Annotated in this window: 10 protein-coding genes; 2 read left to right on the top strand and 8 right to left on the bottom strand. The window is 71.7% G+C overall.

The genetic code is table 11. From position 1 onward, the window contains the following. Positions 1 to 33 precede the first annotated feature (33 nt). Positions 34 to 1,128, bottom strand: a complete 1,095-nt coding sequence (locus tag IE274_RS29970) for a DUF5925 domain-containing protein (RefSeq protein ID WP_190119050.1) — start codon at positions 1,126 to 1,128, stop codon at positions 34 to 36. A gap of 130 nt (positions 1,129 to 1,258) precedes the next feature. On the opposite strand from IE274_RS29970, the gene IE274_RS29965 reads away from it, so the two are divergent. Next, positions 1,259 to 2,683 (top strand): GH39 family glycosyl hydrolase, encoded by a 1,425-nt coding sequence (locus IE274_RS29965; protein ID WP_190119049.1) that lies wholly within the window; start codon positions 1,259 to 1,261, stop codon positions 2,681 to 2,683. A gap of 109 nt (positions 2,684 to 2,792) precedes the next feature. Here IE274_RS29965 and IE274_RS29960 read toward each other — a convergent pair whose 3' ends face one another. From IE274_RS29960 to IE274_RS29935, 6 genes are all read right to left on the bottom strand, one after another. Then, positions 2,793 to 6,854: a lipopolysaccharide biosynthesis protein gene (locus IE274_RS29960; RefSeq protein WP_372447030.1), complete on the bottom strand. Its 4,062-nt coding sequence runs from the start codon at positions 6,852 to 6,854 to the stop codon at positions 2,793 to 2,795. Beyond that, complete coding sequence (locus tag IE274_RS29955; protein ID WP_190119048.1) at positions 6,847 to 7,650, bottom strand: polysaccharide deacetylase family protein; 804 nt, start codon at positions 7,648 to 7,650, stop codon at positions 6,847 to 6,849. The genes IE274_RS29960 and IE274_RS29955 overlap by 8 nt, the downstream gene beginning before the upstream one ends. Then, positions 7,647 to 8,687, bottom strand: coding sequence for a glycosyltransferase family 2 protein (locus tag IE274_RS29950; protein ID WP_190119047.1), 1,041 nt, complete (start codon positions 8,685 to 8,687; stop codon positions 7,647 to 7,649). The genes IE274_RS29955 and IE274_RS29950 overlap by 4 nt, the downstream gene beginning before the upstream one ends. After that, the gene (locus IE274_RS29945) at positions 8,684 to 9,592 is read right to left on the bottom strand and encodes a glycosyltransferase family 2 protein (protein ID WP_233102971.1); all 909 of its coding nucleotides are present in this window, start codon (positions 9,590 to 9,592) and stop codon (positions 8,684 to 8,686) included. Before IE274_RS29945 ends, IE274_RS29950 begins: the two co-directional genes overlap by 4 nt. A gap of 411 nt (positions 9,593 to 10,003) precedes the next feature. Continuing rightward, entirely contained in the window at positions 10,004 to 11,044 is a 1,041-nt protein-coding gene (locus IE274_RS29940) for a GNAT family N-acetyltransferase (RefSeq protein WP_373305782.1), read from the bottom strand. A 67-nt stretch (positions 11,045 to 11,111) separates the two neighbouring features. Beyond that, positions 11,112 to 11,552, bottom strand: a complete 441-nt coding sequence (locus IE274_RS29935) for a hypothetical protein (RefSeq protein WP_190119045.1) — start codon at positions 11,550 to 11,552, stop codon at positions 11,112 to 11,114. A gap of 233 nt (positions 11,553 to 11,785) precedes the next feature. Between IE274_RS29935 and IE274_RS29930 the strand changes: the two genes are divergently transcribed. Next, positions 11,786 to 12,607, top strand: coding sequence for an SGNH/GDSL hydrolase family protein (locus IE274_RS29930; RefSeq protein WP_190119044.1), 822 nt, complete (start codon positions 11,786 to 11,788; stop codon positions 12,605 to 12,607). 22 nt (positions 12,608 to 12,629) lie between these two features. Here the strand turns inward: IE274_RS29930 and IE274_RS29925 are convergent, their stop codons facing one another. Further along, entirely contained in the window at positions 12,630 to 14,279 is a 1,650-nt protein-coding gene (locus IE274_RS29925; protein WP_229909904.1) for a serine/threonine-protein kinase, read from the bottom strand. Between the last annotated feature and the right edge of the window lie 78 nt (positions 14,280 to 14,357).

The raw sequence follows: 14,357 nt of genomic DNA, 5'->3' as shown, positions 1-14,357 counted from the left end.
CGGGTGCGCCTCCGGGCGGGGTCGGGCGGCTGCCTAGAGGTACAGGCCCGCGTCGGCCCCGTCCCGGGCGGACGGGAGCGAGGTCGGTGACGACCCCCGCCGCAGCGCGTACAACTCGGCCAGCGTCGCGCCCTCGCGCGGAACCCCGTCCGAGGTGCCGAGCCAGTCGACGGACTCGGGGAGCGTGAGGGGCCCGACCTCGATGCGGGCGAGGCAGCGACCCGGACGGACCACGGCCGGGTGGAGCCGCTCCAGGTCCTCGTTGGTGGTGACACCGACGAGGACGTTGCGGCCCTGCCCGAGCAGCCCGTCCGTGAGGTTGAGGAGCCGGGACAGCGCCTGCCCCGCCGTGTGCTTGGCCTCGCCCCGGATCAGTTCGTCGCAGTCCTCCAGAAGCAGCAGCCGCCACCGCCCCTTCGCCGTACCGTCGTCCTCCCCGATGGCGATGTCCATCAGATAGCCGACGTCGGTGAACAGCCGCTCCGGATCGAGGACGCAGTCCACCTGGCACCAGTCGCGCCAGGACCGCGCGAGCGTGCGCAGCGCGGACGTCTTGCCGGTGCCGGGCGGCCCGTGCAGGAGCAGGAGGCGCCCGGAGATGTCCTCCGGTGTGGTCTTCATCAGCTTGTCCATGGCGTCGGCCACCGGCGCGGTGTAGTTCTCCCGCACCTCGTCCCACGTGCCCGCGGAGATCTGCCGGGTGGTGCGGTGCGGCCCGCGCCGCGGCGAGACGTACCAGAACCCCATGGTGACGTTCTCCGGCTGCGGCTCGGGGTCGTCCTGCGCCCCGTCCGTGGCCTCCTTGAGCACCTGCTCGGCGAGCTCGGCGGTGGTGGCCGTGACCGTGACGTCCGCGCCGCGGTTCCAGCGGGACACGAGCAGCGTCCAGCCCTCGCCCTCGGCGAGCGTGGCGCTGCGGTCGTCGTCGCGGGCGGCCCGCAGCACCGTCGCGCCGGGCGGGAGCAGCGCGGAGCCCGGCTTGACGCGGTCGATGTTGGCGCTGTGCGAGAACGGCTGCTCGCCCGTCGCGAAGCGGCCGAGGAACAGCGCGTCCACGACGTCGGACGGGGAGTCGCTGTCGTCGACGTTGAGCCGGATCGGCAGGGCGTCCTTAAGGTTCGCAGACATGCCGCCATGATCCGTCACGGGTGCGCCCTCGTGCACGCGGTTTCCCCAGTGCGTCACCCCGCGCGCCGTGAAGCCGGCTGTCGAGCGGAACCGCCCCCACCGCGAGGGCGCGCCGCTAGTCTGGCCGTCGATGGGACGTCATGGGTGGCAAGCGGATGCACGGCGGTGGCGTCTCACCGCCCTCGTCGGCGTGGGTCTGGCCGCGCTGGCCCTGGTCCTGACCATGCTCACGCTCCCGGACGGGGAGCGCGGCAGCACGGCGGGCACGACTCCGGACGGCGACAAGGTGTACGGCACACCCGCCCCGACGCACGGCGAGGCACGGCCCGAGGTCGGCTGGGGCTTCACCCACACGCAGTACAGCGCCAACGAAGGGGACGACGCGGCCGTCGGGCGCGTCCAGGAGCTGCTCGCCGACCAGCCGCGCCCGCTGCCGCAGATCCAGCACGTCATGGGCTGGGGCGCGGGCAACCCCGAGCCGGTCAAGGGGCGCTACGACTTCGAGGCGATGGACCACCGGATGGACTTCATCCGCGCCACCAAGGGCACGCCGGTCGTGACCCTGTGCTGCGCCCCGGACTGGATGAAGGGCGGCAAGTCCGGCTCCGACAACACGAACTGGAGCCAGGACTCCCTGGAGACCGCGCCCCGGCCCGAGCACTTCGACGACTACGCCGCGCTGGCGGCGACCGTCGCCAAGCGCTATCCGGACGTGCGGCACTTCATCGTCTGGAACGAGTTCAAGGGCTTCTGGAACTCCGCCGCGGCCCGCTGGGACTACGAGGGCTACACCAAGCTCTACAACCTGGTCTACAAAGCCCTGAAGAACGTCAACAAGGACATCCAGGTCGGCGGCCCCTACCTGGTGATGGACAGCCTCGACCCGCGCGGGTCCGAAGGCGAGTCGAAGTCCGTGGCGGGCCCCTGGGGCCGCCTCGACCCGCGTGCCGCCGACGCCTTCGCCTACTGGAACGAGCACAAGGACGGCGCCGACTTCGTGGTCGTCGACGGCGCCAGCTACACCGAGGACGACGAGCTGCTGCCCGACGAGTTCGGGGCCACCGACAAGCTCACCGCCGTCGGCCGCTGGGTCCGCGAACAGACCGACGGCCTGCCGCTGTGGTGGGCCGAGTACTACGTGGAGCCGGGCGACGCCCAGGACAACCGCGACGACTGGTCCGAGGCGCACCGCGTCGCCGTGCACGCCTCCGGGCTGATGGCGATGGCGCGCGGCGGCGCGACCAGCGGCTTCTACTGGAACCCGCAGAAGCGGGACGGGGACTGCGCGGGCTGCCTGTGGAGCCCGACGCCCCGCGCCGACGGCGGCCGCGAACGGCCCATGCTGCGACTCCTCTCCCGCTTCTCGGAAGCGTTCCCGCCCGGCACCCGGTACGAGCAGGTGCCGATCGCCGAGGACGACACGCCCAACGTCCGCGTGCTCGCCGACGACAAGGCCGTGCTCGTCGTCAACACCCTCGACCGCGAGATCAGCGCCAAGGTCGACGGCAAGCGGTTCGACATGGCCGGGTACGAGGTGAAGTGGCTGACGCGGTGAAGTGGCTGACGCGGTGACCACTTCACCGCGTGAGCCCCTCCGGCCGCGCGCCCGGCCACACCACGGACACCGCCCGCGCCTCGTCCCACGCCTCGTCGGGAACCGTGTCCTACGCCATCGTCAGGAACCGTTGGAGCAGCGACGCCACGAACACCGCGAGCAGCGGCAGCGAGAACCAGAAGCTGCTCTGCAGCCACCGCTGCTGCCGCACGCTGGGCGCCGCCGCGACCCGTACGACCTCGCGCGCCGTGAGCAGCACGATCAGCGCGACCACCGCGAGGGCGCCCACCACCGACCACGGCGTCCACGTCACCTTCGGGCCGACGGCCCCCGGGTCGGCCTTGGCGACCGGGCCGTCCGGCTGCTGGCGCAGGGCGTACAACGTCGCGTCGGCGTTGGCGTAGACCTTCTTCAGCTCGGGGCGCTTGTCGAGGTTGCGGGCCAGGCGGGTGTCCCAGTTCGCCGGATAGCCGGTGTCCATCTGCAGATAGACGGTCTGGCTGCGGTTGATCATGAGGTACGAGTGGGGGCCCGCGTCCTTGAGTGCCTTGACCAGGCCGGACACCAGGACCGGGTCGGGCGGCGCGAGCGTCGGCACGTACTCGACCTTCTCCGCGTCCCGCTCTCCCCAGGGGATCGCGGGCGTCACGTTGTTGACGGTGTCGTTGCTCATCCACAGCAGCCGCACCGTCGGGTCGTCGTGCGCGTACACGTAGTCCATGGCGGCGACCTCGCCGGTCCTGATCCGCTCGAAGGGCTCGTTGCCCCAGCGCGCCACCAGGAAGCCGCCCACCAGGACGAGGCCCGCGAGCAGCGCGGCGAGCGGCGCGAGGCTCACCTTGTCCCGGTCGCGCTCCTTCGCGGTGGCGCCGGTGCGCGGGAACAGCGCGAGCGCGGCGAGCAGCGCGGCGCCCGGCAGCGCGAACATGAAGACGCGCAGCGCCATCTCGCCGCCGTAGGACTGCATGCCGAAGCCGAGGAACGGCACGAAGGTGAGGACGAGCAGCGACACCTCGCGGTACTTGTGCCCGCGTCGGCGCAACCAGCCCCAGCAGGCCATGGCCATCACACCACCGGCCAGCGCCACTCGGACGTACAGCACCAGCTTGTGCGTCGAACTGCCGCCCTCGATCCGGCCGGACACCGACGACGACACATTGCCGCCGACACCGCCGACACCGCCGAAGAGCTCGTCGAAGTGCCCCGACCAGTAGGGCTCGGCGAAGAAGCCCAGCCAGACGGCGACCAGTACGCCGCACAGCAGCGGCAGCCCGCGCAGTTCGCAGCGGCGCACCAGGACCAGGACGGTGAGCACGCCCAGCATCACGAACGGCGTGAGCTGGTGCGCGGGCACCGTGCCCGCGAACAGGCCCACGAGGACGACCAGGAGCACCGCCTGCTGACGGCGGCTGGTGGGTTCGACCTCCGCCTCGCCCGGCCGCCGCTTCGTCCAGAGCACGCGCGGCGCGCGGAACCACACGAGCAGGATCGCCACGAACGCGAGGTACAGCAGATACGTGAAGCCCTGCGGCGAGAAGTAGTCCTGGCCGACCCAGCCGCTCAGGACGAAGATCCAGATCCCGGCCCACTTGGCGCGCCAGCTCGCCCGCAGGGAGCGGGTGAGCAGCAGCATCGGGGCCAGGTAGAGCAGTTGGACGAGCGTCGGCCACCAGCGGATGACCTCGGTCAGGTCCGAGACGCCGCACGCCTTCGCGAGGAACGTGGCGGCGGCGAAGAAGCCGGGCCAGCTCCAGCGCGCGTCCAGGTCCGGCACCGCCGTGCCGGTCCGGTCGATGTACTCGATGAAGCCCAGGTGCTGCCAGGCCGTCGCGAACCTCGGCTCGGTCTCGATGACGGCGGGCAGCGCGTGCAGGGACACGACGGTGGCGACCAGGGTGAGCAGGAGCAGCCAGCGGTGCTGCCGCTCCAGCCACAGCAGCGACGCGAACACCCCCACGAGCAGCGCGGCGCCGACCAGCGTGGGCAGCGGCAGCACGGAGATCAGCCCGAGCCCGCCCATCCGGTCGAGGTCCCCCTCACCGAGCCCGAACGCCGGTACCCAGTACAGGCCGAGGGCGGCGAGCAGCAGGAAGCCGAGGACGAGGGCCTTCCGGTGCGGTGGGTACGTGCGTGGGGGCGGGGTGGCTGCGGTGGCCGGGCGGGCCGGGGCCGAGGTGTCCGGCTGCGCCGGGGGCGCGCTGGACCCGGCGGCGCGCGCTGCCGGGAGAACGGAGGCCGGTGAGGCCGTGCCGGACGGACCGGCGGTGGACGGCGGGGTGCTGGCCGGTGGCGTGGTGCCGGACGGCGTGGCCGGTGCACCGGCCGGGGGCGGGGGCACGGCGACGGCGGGTGACTTCGGGTCGGCCACGGTCGGCCAGGGCTCCTTCACGGGCAGGTCGGTGGGGGCGAGGGGGGTCTCGGCGGCGGGTCGGCTCTCAGCGTTCGGTGGGGCCGCCGCGCCCGCGAAGCCCTCCGAGCGGCACTCCGCGTCAGCTCGGTCGGCCCGGTCCGACCAGGTGGGCCGGTGCCCGTCCATGTCGTCCCCCTTGCCCGCTCCCACGGGCCCTCGTGCCGTCGGGCCCGGACGCACGTCCGGGCGGCGTTCCTGGTGCTCCACGTCGATCTGGACCGCCAGTTGAAGTGTGTCGGAGTCGAGGGACTCGCGCAGCGCCCACGCGGGGCCGCGCCGCCGCTCCTTGTTCCGGGGGTCCCCAGGCCGCTGCGGGGTGAGCTCGACGGTGGTGGTCGCGGCCACCTCCCGGGTGCCGAGGTCCGCCAGGTCCCCGTCCGGGGCCGCGCGGTCGGCGGCCGGGGCCGCGCGCGTGATGGCGTACAGCTTGGGTGCCGCGATCGCCACGATCACCGCGAGGCTGGAGATCTCCGCGACGCCCGCGCCGGTCAGCCCCATCCGGGGCAGCAGGAGCAGCGTCAGGCCGAGCACGAGCAAGCACAACAGGCCCTGCAGCCAGGCGAGTCCGGAGGTCCGGCTCTGCGCGCGCAGGACGGCGAAGTACGTCTCCATGACGACCCGCAGGAGCGCGCCGACCGCGAACCAGCGCAGCAGCGGCGTCGCGGCCTCCGAGTAGCCCTGGCCGAACACGTGCAGGATGTACGGCGCGCCCACGAACAGGATGCCGCACACCGGGATCATGATCCGTGCCATCCGGCGCAGCGCCGCACGGGTGTTGGCGGCGAGCCGCGCCGGGTCGTGCGCGCCCTCGACGGTCAGTGACGCGCCCATGTTGATGGCGAGCAGGTTCGTGGTGCCGCCGATGGTCGTCGCGATGTAGAAGTACGCGTTGTCGGAGGAGCTGACCTGCGCGGCCACGATCACCGGCACCAGATAGACCACGGCGAGCGAGCACAGCGAACCGGTGTAGTCACCGGCGAGGAAACGCCCTATCTCGCGCAGCGACGGCGGCGTCGTCCTGCCCTCAGTGGCCCGCACGTGCCGCGGCACCAGGCGTCGGAAGACCAGCCAGCCCAGCGGCACCACCGAGAAGGCGATGGCGGCCACCCACGACACGAACACTCCGGCCGTCGGTATGGCCGCCGCGAAGACGATCAGCAGCCCGAGCTTGACCACGGAGAACACGGTGTTGCCGACCGGCACCCACAGCGCGTTGCGCAGCCCGGTGAGCACCCCGTCCTGGAGCGTCAGGAGCGACCACGCCACCACCGCGCCGACGAAGCAGATCCCGGCCACCGGCCCGTGCAGGAAGCGGTACGAAGGCCCCCACAGGCCGAGCGTGGCCAGGAAGGTCAGCGCCGCGCAGGCGACGACGACGGAACTCATCGCGTACGTACGGAAGATGAGCTTGCCCGTGGCGCGGCCCGCCACCGGGATGAAGCGGGCGAGCGCGCCCATGAGCGTGACCGCGGTGATGCCCGCGAGGAGCTTCATCGCCGCGATGGCCGCCGAGCCCTGGCCGACCGCCGACTCCGAGTAGTACCGGGCGGCGGCCAGCCAGAAACCGAGGCCGAGCAGACCGGAGATTCCGGTGTTGAGCATGAGCGCGTAGGCATTGCGGAACAGCGGGCTGTCGCCGTCCCGCCCCGCTCCGGGCAGCCGCATTCGCCGGGACCTGCGGCACTTGCCGGACGGCGGTGTGCCGCCGGACTTCGCGTCGGTACCGGTGACCTCTGCCTGTGCGGTGGTCGTGTCAGACACGGGGGCGAGCTGCCTTCCGGCGGGCTTGTCGGGCTCTGCGGACGATGGCGTATCCCTTGCTGAGCACCCGGTCCCTGGCGAAGGACCGGACGATCGAGCGGCCGAGCAGCAGCCGTTCGAACTCCCCGACGCGGGTGCCGCGCCGCACCGTCACCCGCCGCAGCGCGTACGGGCCCTGGCAACGCCGTGCCAGGCCGTTGCCCACGGCGAGGGACTGGCCGAACCCGGCGCCCCGGACCGCGCACCGCACCCGGCGGCTCGAGTAGCCGTAGGGGTAGGCGAACGACACCGGTGGGGTGCCGAGTTCATCGGCGAGGATCTCACGGCAGCGCACCAGCTCGAACCAGAGCGCGTCGTCGGAGAGCTGGTCCAGCTGCGGATGCGTGTGGCTGTGCCCCCCGATCTCCATGCCGGCCGCGGCCAGTTCGCGCACCTGGTCCCAGCCGAGCATGGTATCGAGGCCGCCGCCCGTGTCGTACTTCCCGGGCAGCCAGCCCGTCGCCACGAACAGCGTCGAGCTGAAGCCGTGCCGGGCGAGCGCCGGGAGGGCGTGCTGGTGCACGCCCTCGTAGCCGTCGTCGAAAGTGATCAGGACGGGTCTGGTCGGCAGGGGGCGTCCGGGTTGACGCCAGTGCCAGGCCAGTTGGGAGGTGGTGAGCGGCGTGCAGCCGAGCGCGCGCACCACCTCCATCTGCTCCGCGAACGCCTCGGGTGACACGGAGAGGTCGTGGGTCGCCTCGTTCGGGTGCGGCGCGACCGCGTGGTACATCAGGATCGGGATCCCGCCGGTGCTCATCTGCTGCCCTCACCGCCTCTCGTCCCCGTGCCCCGGGCGCCCTCGGTGCCCCGGGTGGCGGACGCCGTACCGGCCACGTCGACGACGGCGAAGCTCGCCCCCGACCGGCGTGCGCGCACGCTCCCGACGAGGTACCCGCCGGCCGCCGCCGCCACGCCCGCGACGATCGCCCCCGCCCGCCCGGCGCCACCGGGCCGCGCCAGCACCGCGTCCCGCAGGCCGCGGCCGACACCGGCCGGGAGCACCCGGGTGGTGTACCGCCGCTCGGACTCCAGGCCCTTGCCGGCGCCCACGCTCCGGGACACCAGGGCCTTGGACAGGCCCTCCGCGTAGGCCCGGTTACGGAAGTAGCCGAAGCGCTCGCGGGCCGCGGGCACCCGGTGGTGGATCACCGCGCGGTCGTCCATGAGCAGCACGGCGTCGGGGCGGGCGCGGGTGAGCCGGATGCACAGCTCCGTCTCCTCGCAGCCCAGTGGGCGCTTGTCGCCGTCCCGCCCGATGCCGGTCGCGAAGCCGCCCGCGATCTCGAAGGCGGTGCGCCGGAACGAGGCGTTGCCGCCGAGCACGTTGCGCACCGGCACCCGGCCCGTCGGATGCCCTCGGTACATGCACCCGACGACCCAGTCGAACTCCTCGGGGAACCACAGGGGCCGGCGGCCCGACTCCCAGGCGGGCAGCGTGCGGCCGCCCACGGCGAGGACCCGCGGGTCCTCGTACCCCTCGGCGAAGCGGGCCAGCCAGTCCCGCTCGGCGACGGCGTCGTCGTCGAGGAAGGCGATGATCTCGCCGCCGGACTCGGCGATGCCGGTGTTGCGGCCCGCGGACAGGCCGCGGGGGCCCGCGTTGGCGAGCACCCGCACTCCCTGTGTCTCTTTGTACTCCTTGGCCAGGCGGTCCAGGAGCGGCGTGTTGTGGTCCACCACGAGCAGGGTCTCGTGCGCGGTGTGGGACTGCGCGCGCACCGAGGCGACCGCTGCGAGGATGTCCTCCCAGCGGTCCTCGGTGTACGCGCACACGACCACCGAGATGGAGATCAAGAAGCCTCTCCCTGGTGCCGCGGCAGGGGCGTGGTCCGCGAACCCTGGCGCTGTGTGCGCTTGTTGGAGCGTTCGGTCAGGATCACCTTGAGCACGCGCAGTCCGTCGCGCACGGCGCTGAGGTTGCTCACGCCGTGGATGCGCAGGTACTCGTGGCTCGGGATCTCCTGGACCTTGAGCCCGGCCTTGACGACGCGGATGTTCATCAGCGTCTCGACCTCGAAACCGGTGCAGTCGAGTTCGATCTTGTCGAGGCAGTGTCGCCAGAACGCGTTGTAGCCGTAGCAGAGATCCGTGTAACGGGCCCCGAACTTGGCGTTGACCACGGAGCACAGGACGTGGTTGCCGAGTTTGCGGATGAAGGTCATGTCGTCGGTGCCGCCGCCGTTGGCGAAGCGGGAGCCCTTGGCGAAGTCGGCGCCCGAGACCAGGGCGGAGACATAGCTGACGATCTCGTGGCCGTCCGCGGAGCCGTCCGCGTCGACCATCACGATGATGTCGCCGGTGCAGGCCTCGAAGCCGGTGATGAGCGCGTCGCCCTTGCCCTTGCCGAGCTGGCGCACGACCTTCACGTCCGGCCACAGCTCGCGGGCCACGGCGACCGTGTCGTCGGTGGAATTGCCGTCCACCAGGACGACTTCATGAACCCACTCGGGCAGCGTCTTGAACACGTAGGGAAGGTTCTCCGCCTCGTTCATGGCGGGAATCACTACGCTCACCGGTGGCGCAATCGCCAGATGTGAAGAGACCGGGCGGTATTCGTGCTGGCTCGGAATGGCGGGCAATCCCGCTATGGCGTTCCCTTCCGCTGGTCCAGTCTTTTCCTTCGAGTCGCTGGCCGCGTTAGCCGACGGGTCGATTAAAGGATCTTGCCCCCGGCCGGCCGGGCGCACAACAGAACTCATGAGTCTGATCCCTCTCGTCCGGTGGACCACCCGCCCCCGGGCAGTCCGGATGTGGATCCGGTTCGAAAGGGGGGATTCTCACTGCGGTCATGGCGGAATGGATTTCCGGGCACGCCGAGCGAGCTGGCATGACTGCGCGGCACGTGCACCGGCAGAAGTTCGATCACCGGACACGGGCACCCCCCTACCGCGCCCCGCGCCAGCACCATCGCGGTCTTGAGCCCTCCCCTAGACCGACTGTCGATGGACCGATGCGGGTGGATGTACGACGGTATTGATGCTTGCGACCGTATGGCAAGACCTGGAACGGGGTCTCACGGTTTCGGATATTTGACCATTCTCTTCGGACACCACGGGAGTGTCCGGTTCTCCAATCATCCGTGACGATCCTTGGCACTTCCTGCGCGCTTCTTAATCGTTCCGGCGCGCGGCTCTGATCTTTCCCAGGCGTTTGAGCAGGCGATCTGCGGGTCCGAACAATTCCGGTCGGCCTACGACGGTATTGCGCAGCCCCCGGACGGGTGCCCGGTAGGCACGATGTCCGATTGCCATGGGGTGGCGCAGCGCCACCCATCCTTCGGACACCGTGAGCTCACGTGTCTTCAGGGAGTCCTTCCACTGCTTCTGGCCACGGCCGAGATCGATGTGCGCGATGCCGTCGGCGGCGGCCTCCTCGGCCATGTGCAGATGGAGCAGCAGGCCCGGCGAGTACCGGGCGAAGTCGGGGTCGTACGCCGGGAACCAGCACACCAGCACGCGCTCGCTGCGCGGGCCGAAGTGCGCGGCGATCGGCGCGCCCCCGGCGTACAGCACGGAGAGGACACCGGCGAAGGAGTCGCCACGGCTGTGGAACAACTGGTGCACGAGGCGGGTGATCCAGTCGTGCGCGAAGCGGTCGCTGCGGCCGGTCCTGCGGTACTGCGCGGACTTCCAGGCGATCAGCTTGCCCAGGACGGCCGGGTCGCGCTCGTCGTGCACGTAGCGGACCTCGCCGTGGTCGCGGCTGAGTCTGCGGCCCTTGGCGAGGGTGGAGCGGAGGAACTTGGGGGAGCGGGCCCGGAGTCGGGCGAGATAGCCGTCGTACCCCTCGTCGAGGTCCATCACGGGGGACGGGAAGCGGCCGGACGCGCCGGTCTCGAACGGGTCCTGGCCGGCCGCGAGGTGGTCGAACTCCCACATCGCAAGACCGCAGTCGCGCAGCAGCCGCCGGGCGTCGACGTCGAAGCCGGGGCGGTGCACCATGCCCTGGCAGTCGGAGACGCCGAGGCCGACGGCCCGGCCCACGCCGGTTCTGGATCTCTGGAACGGGAAGTACGCGGCGGGCTCACCGTGCTCACGGGCGACGGCGACCCGCACGTTCGCGCGGACCCGCGCCATGGCGAGGGTGAACTCCGGTGCCAGGAACGGGTTCGAGAGGTCGGGCAACCCGTTCAGATGAGCCTTGGACTGCATGGCCGTCCACGCCGCCCGGTCGGCTGCGGTGAGCTCGCCGGGGCGGTGCACGGTGACCTCCACATCATCACGTCCGTCTACTCGGGGCGCGGTGACGCACTCGCCGCGCCAGGGCTGACAGGAAGACGAGCACGCTGAGCGCGCCGACCGCCGCGACGCCGCCGCGGATCGACCATGCGTGCAGCGCCAGCATCACCTGGGCGACCAGCAGGTTGACCACCAGCGCCGCGCTTCCGCAGGCCACGACGCGGGCCCAGCCGTCGAGCCCCCGCAGCCACGGGGACAGGGCGAAGCCGGGGGCCGCGAGGAGGAAGAAGAGGACGAACGGGGCGCGCAGCGGCGAGGAGAGGCCGAGCAGCGCGAACGCGGCGCCGACACATCCGGCGGCCACGGCCACGCCCGCGAGCAGTGGAGTCAGGTCCGCGGACGCCGCTCGCGGTTCTCTGCCAGGGTCCTGGTGCGGCTCTTCCGTACTGGTGGCCGCTGCCTTGATCCCGATGGTCTGCATGGGCGACTTGCCCCCCGAAGCGCCGGATGCCGGGCTTCAATGTCGCTCAGTATCCGGCGGCCCGTCAAGATGCGGAGGGGGTGTGCAGATGTTCGTTGTCGGACTGTAGTCCGATCGGTGAACTCTCCTGGCGGGCAAGGGAATTACTGAAGAATTAATTGACATGGACACTATCGGCAACGGGTGGTGCGTGCTACCACTGTCGAGGCAGAAATCCTGCTAAGGGAGGTTCCATGAGATTGTCCCGATTCACGGCATACGCTTCCTCGCTCCTCCTCGCCGCCGCCTGCACCCTCACCGGGGTGGCCACGGCGCACGCGGATTCCGGCGACGACCGGGCCGCCGCCCCCGCCTATGTGGCGCTCGGCGACTCCTACTCCTCCGGCGTCGGCGCCGGCAGCTACGACAGCGGCAGCGGAAACTGCAAGCGCAGCACCCGCTCCTACCCGGCGCTGTGGGCTGCCGCCAACTCACCCTCCAGCTTCAGTTTCACGGCTTGTTCCGGCGCTCGAACGGGTGACGTTCTCAACAACCAGCTCGGGCCCCTGAACTCCGGCACCGGACTGGTGTCCCTCTCCGTCGGCGGCAACGACGCGGGCTTCGCCGACGTGATGATGACCTGCGTACTGCAGTCCGAATCAAGCTGTGTGACGCGCGTCAACCAGGCCAAGGCGTACGTGGATTCGACGCTGCCCGGCCAGCTCGACCAGGTCTACTCCGCGATCAAGGGCAAGGCGCCGTCCGCCCGCGTCGTGGTGCTCGGCTACCCCCGCTTCTACAAGCTCGGCGGCAGCTGCCTCGCCGGTCTCACCGAGGGCGAGCGGCGCGCCATCAACGGCGCCGCCGACCACCTCAACACCGCCACCGCCAAGCGCGCGGCCGACCACGGCTTCACCTTCGGCGATGTCACCACCACGTTCACCAACCACGAGATCTGCTCCAGCGACTCGTGGCTGCACAGCGTGAACTGGGGCAACATCGGCGAGTCGTACCACCCGACCGCCGCGGGCCAGTCGGGCGGCTACCTCCCGGTCTTCCGCGGAGCGGCCTCCTGACGACGTCCCCGCACGGGTCGCGTCACTGTTCGTAGGGAGAGGAGGAGCCTCCTCCGGTGGCAGGAGGCTCCTCCTCGCACGTCACGGAGTACGCGACGGAGTTGGACGTCGCGGTCACCGGGCTGCGGACCTCGACCCGCACGCTGCCGCGGTGCGTGCCGGGATCCGTCACGGCCGGCGCCTCCACATGGTTGACCTGCTTGCTCTTCCCGCCGCCCGACGCGAACGAGAGCGTCTTCCAGCCCGGGTCGCTCGACTCGCCCCCGGCGGTCACCCACCGGTACTGCACGCCCACCGGCACCCGCCCCACGGTGAAGGTCGCCGCGAACGACGGCGCCTCGCCGGCCGGTGCCGGGCACGCACCCGTGTACGAGGTGCGGTGGGCGGTGACGCTGACGCGCACGGACTGGGGCGTGGTGGCCGTGCCCCCGTGCTCACCCCCGTCGGTGGAGCCGCCGCCGTCACTGCCCTCGTGGGTGTCTCCACCGCCGTTGCCCGACCCGCCGTTGCCGTTGTCCCCGTCGCCGGACCCGCCCCCGTCGCTGCCGCCTCCGTCTCCTCCGCTTCCTCCGTCGGATCCGCCGTCGGATCCGCCGTTACCGGTGGCGGCGCTGTCCGATCCGCCGGTCGTGTCGCTGCCGCTGTCGGTGCCGCCGTTCCCTCCGCCCGGGTCGTCCTTCATCAGGGCGTACGTGACACCGCCGATGCCCAGAGCCACGGCGGTGAGACCCGCGACGAGCACGGCGGTCGTACGGCGCGAGCGGGGGTGGGGCGTCGTGGTCGTGGCCGTGCCGGGGGCGGGCGTGGTGCCGGTCGGCGCGGACGAGGCGAGACCGGCGGGCGGTGGGGGAGGAGGGCTGGGCTGCTGGGAGGCGACGACCGTCGGCTGGTACGGGGCCGACGGCTCCGTGCGCGGCGCGTGGCCCTCCGCCACCAGCCGCAGATCCCGCTCCGTGTCCGCCGCGAGGGAGCGCTCCGCCGGGTCCTTGCGCAGCAGCCCCTCGATGACCGGGGCCAGCGTACCCGCGTTGCGCGGCGGCGGCAGCGCCTCGTCGACGACGGCGCGCAGTGTGCTCAGCGGAGTGTCCTGCCGGAACGGCGAGACGCCCTCCACGGCGGCGTACAGCAGCACCCCCAGCGACCACAGGTCGGACTCCGGACCGGGACGCCGCCCCAACGCCCGCTCCGGAGCGAGGAATTCGGGCGACCCGACGACTTCACCCGTCATGGTGAGGGCCGAACTGCCCTCCACCATCGCGATCCCGAAGTCGGTCAGCACCACCCGGCCGTCATTGGAGAGCAGCACGTTCCCGGGCTTGACGTCGCGGTGCAGCACCCCCGCGTCGTGCGCGGCGCGCAGCGCGCCCAGGACCTCCGCGCCGATGTACGCGGCGCGCTGCGGGGTCATCGGCCCTTCGGACTCCAGGGAGTCCGACAGGGACAGGCCGCGCACCAGCTCCATCACGATCCACGGCCGCCCCCCGTCGGTGGCGACGTCGTACACCGTCACGACATTGCGGTGCGGGATCCGGGCCGCGGCCCAGGCCTCGCGCTCCAGGCGGGTGTACAGCCGCTCGACCTCGCTCGCCGGGAGCCCCGCGGGCGCGCGGACCTCCTTCACGGCGACCTCGCGGCCGAGGACGTCGTCCCGGGCCCGCCAGACCGTGCCCATGCCCCCCTCGCCCAGCGGCGCCAGGAGGCGGTATCGCCCAGCGATCACTCGCGCTTCGTCGGTCACGAGTCCCCCATT

The sequence above is a fragment of the Streptomyces flavofungini genome (assembly GCF_014650815.1).
Lineage (GTDB): Bacteria > Actinomycetota > Actinomycetes > Streptomycetales > Streptomycetaceae > Streptomyces > Streptomyces flavofungini.
This window is presented reverse-complemented; position numbering and strand designations above follow the sequence as displayed.

What these genes read in the sequence shown, in the direction of transcription:
- IE274_RS29940 (WP_373305782.1), bottom strand. Translation starts at nt 11,044, where the DNA reads ATGCAGTCCAAGGCTCATCTGAACGGGTTGCCCGACCTCTCGAACCCG.
- IE274_RS29955 (WP_190119048.1), bottom strand. Translation starts at nt 7,650, where the DNA reads ATGAGCACCGGCGGGATCCCGATCCTGATGTACCACGCGGTCGCGCCG.
- IE274_RS29930 (WP_190119044.1), top strand. Translation starts at nt 11,786, where the DNA reads ATGAGATTGTCCCGATTCACGGCATACGCTTCCTCGCTCCTCCTCGCC.
- IE274_RS29965 (WP_190119049.1), top strand. Translation starts at nt 1,259, where the DNA reads ATGGGACGTCATGGGTGGCAAGCGGATGCACGGCGGTGGCGTCTCACC.
- IE274_RS29945 (WP_233102971.1), bottom strand. Translation starts at nt 9,592, where the DNA reads ATGAGTTCTGTTGTGCGCCCGGCCGGCCGGGGGCAAGATCCTTTAATC.
- IE274_RS29925 (WP_229909904.1), bottom strand. Translation starts at nt 14,279, where the DNA reads ATGGGCACGGTCTGGCGGGCCCGGGACGACGTCCTCGGCCGCGAGGTC.
- IE274_RS29970 (WP_190119050.1), bottom strand. Translation starts at nt 1,128, where the DNA reads ATGTCTGCGAACCTTAAGGACGCCCTGCCGATCCGGCTCAACGTCGAC.
- IE274_RS29935 (WP_190119045.1), bottom strand. Translation starts at nt 11,552, where the DNA reads ATGCAGACCATCGGGATCAAGGCAGCGGCCACCAGTACGGAAGAGCCG.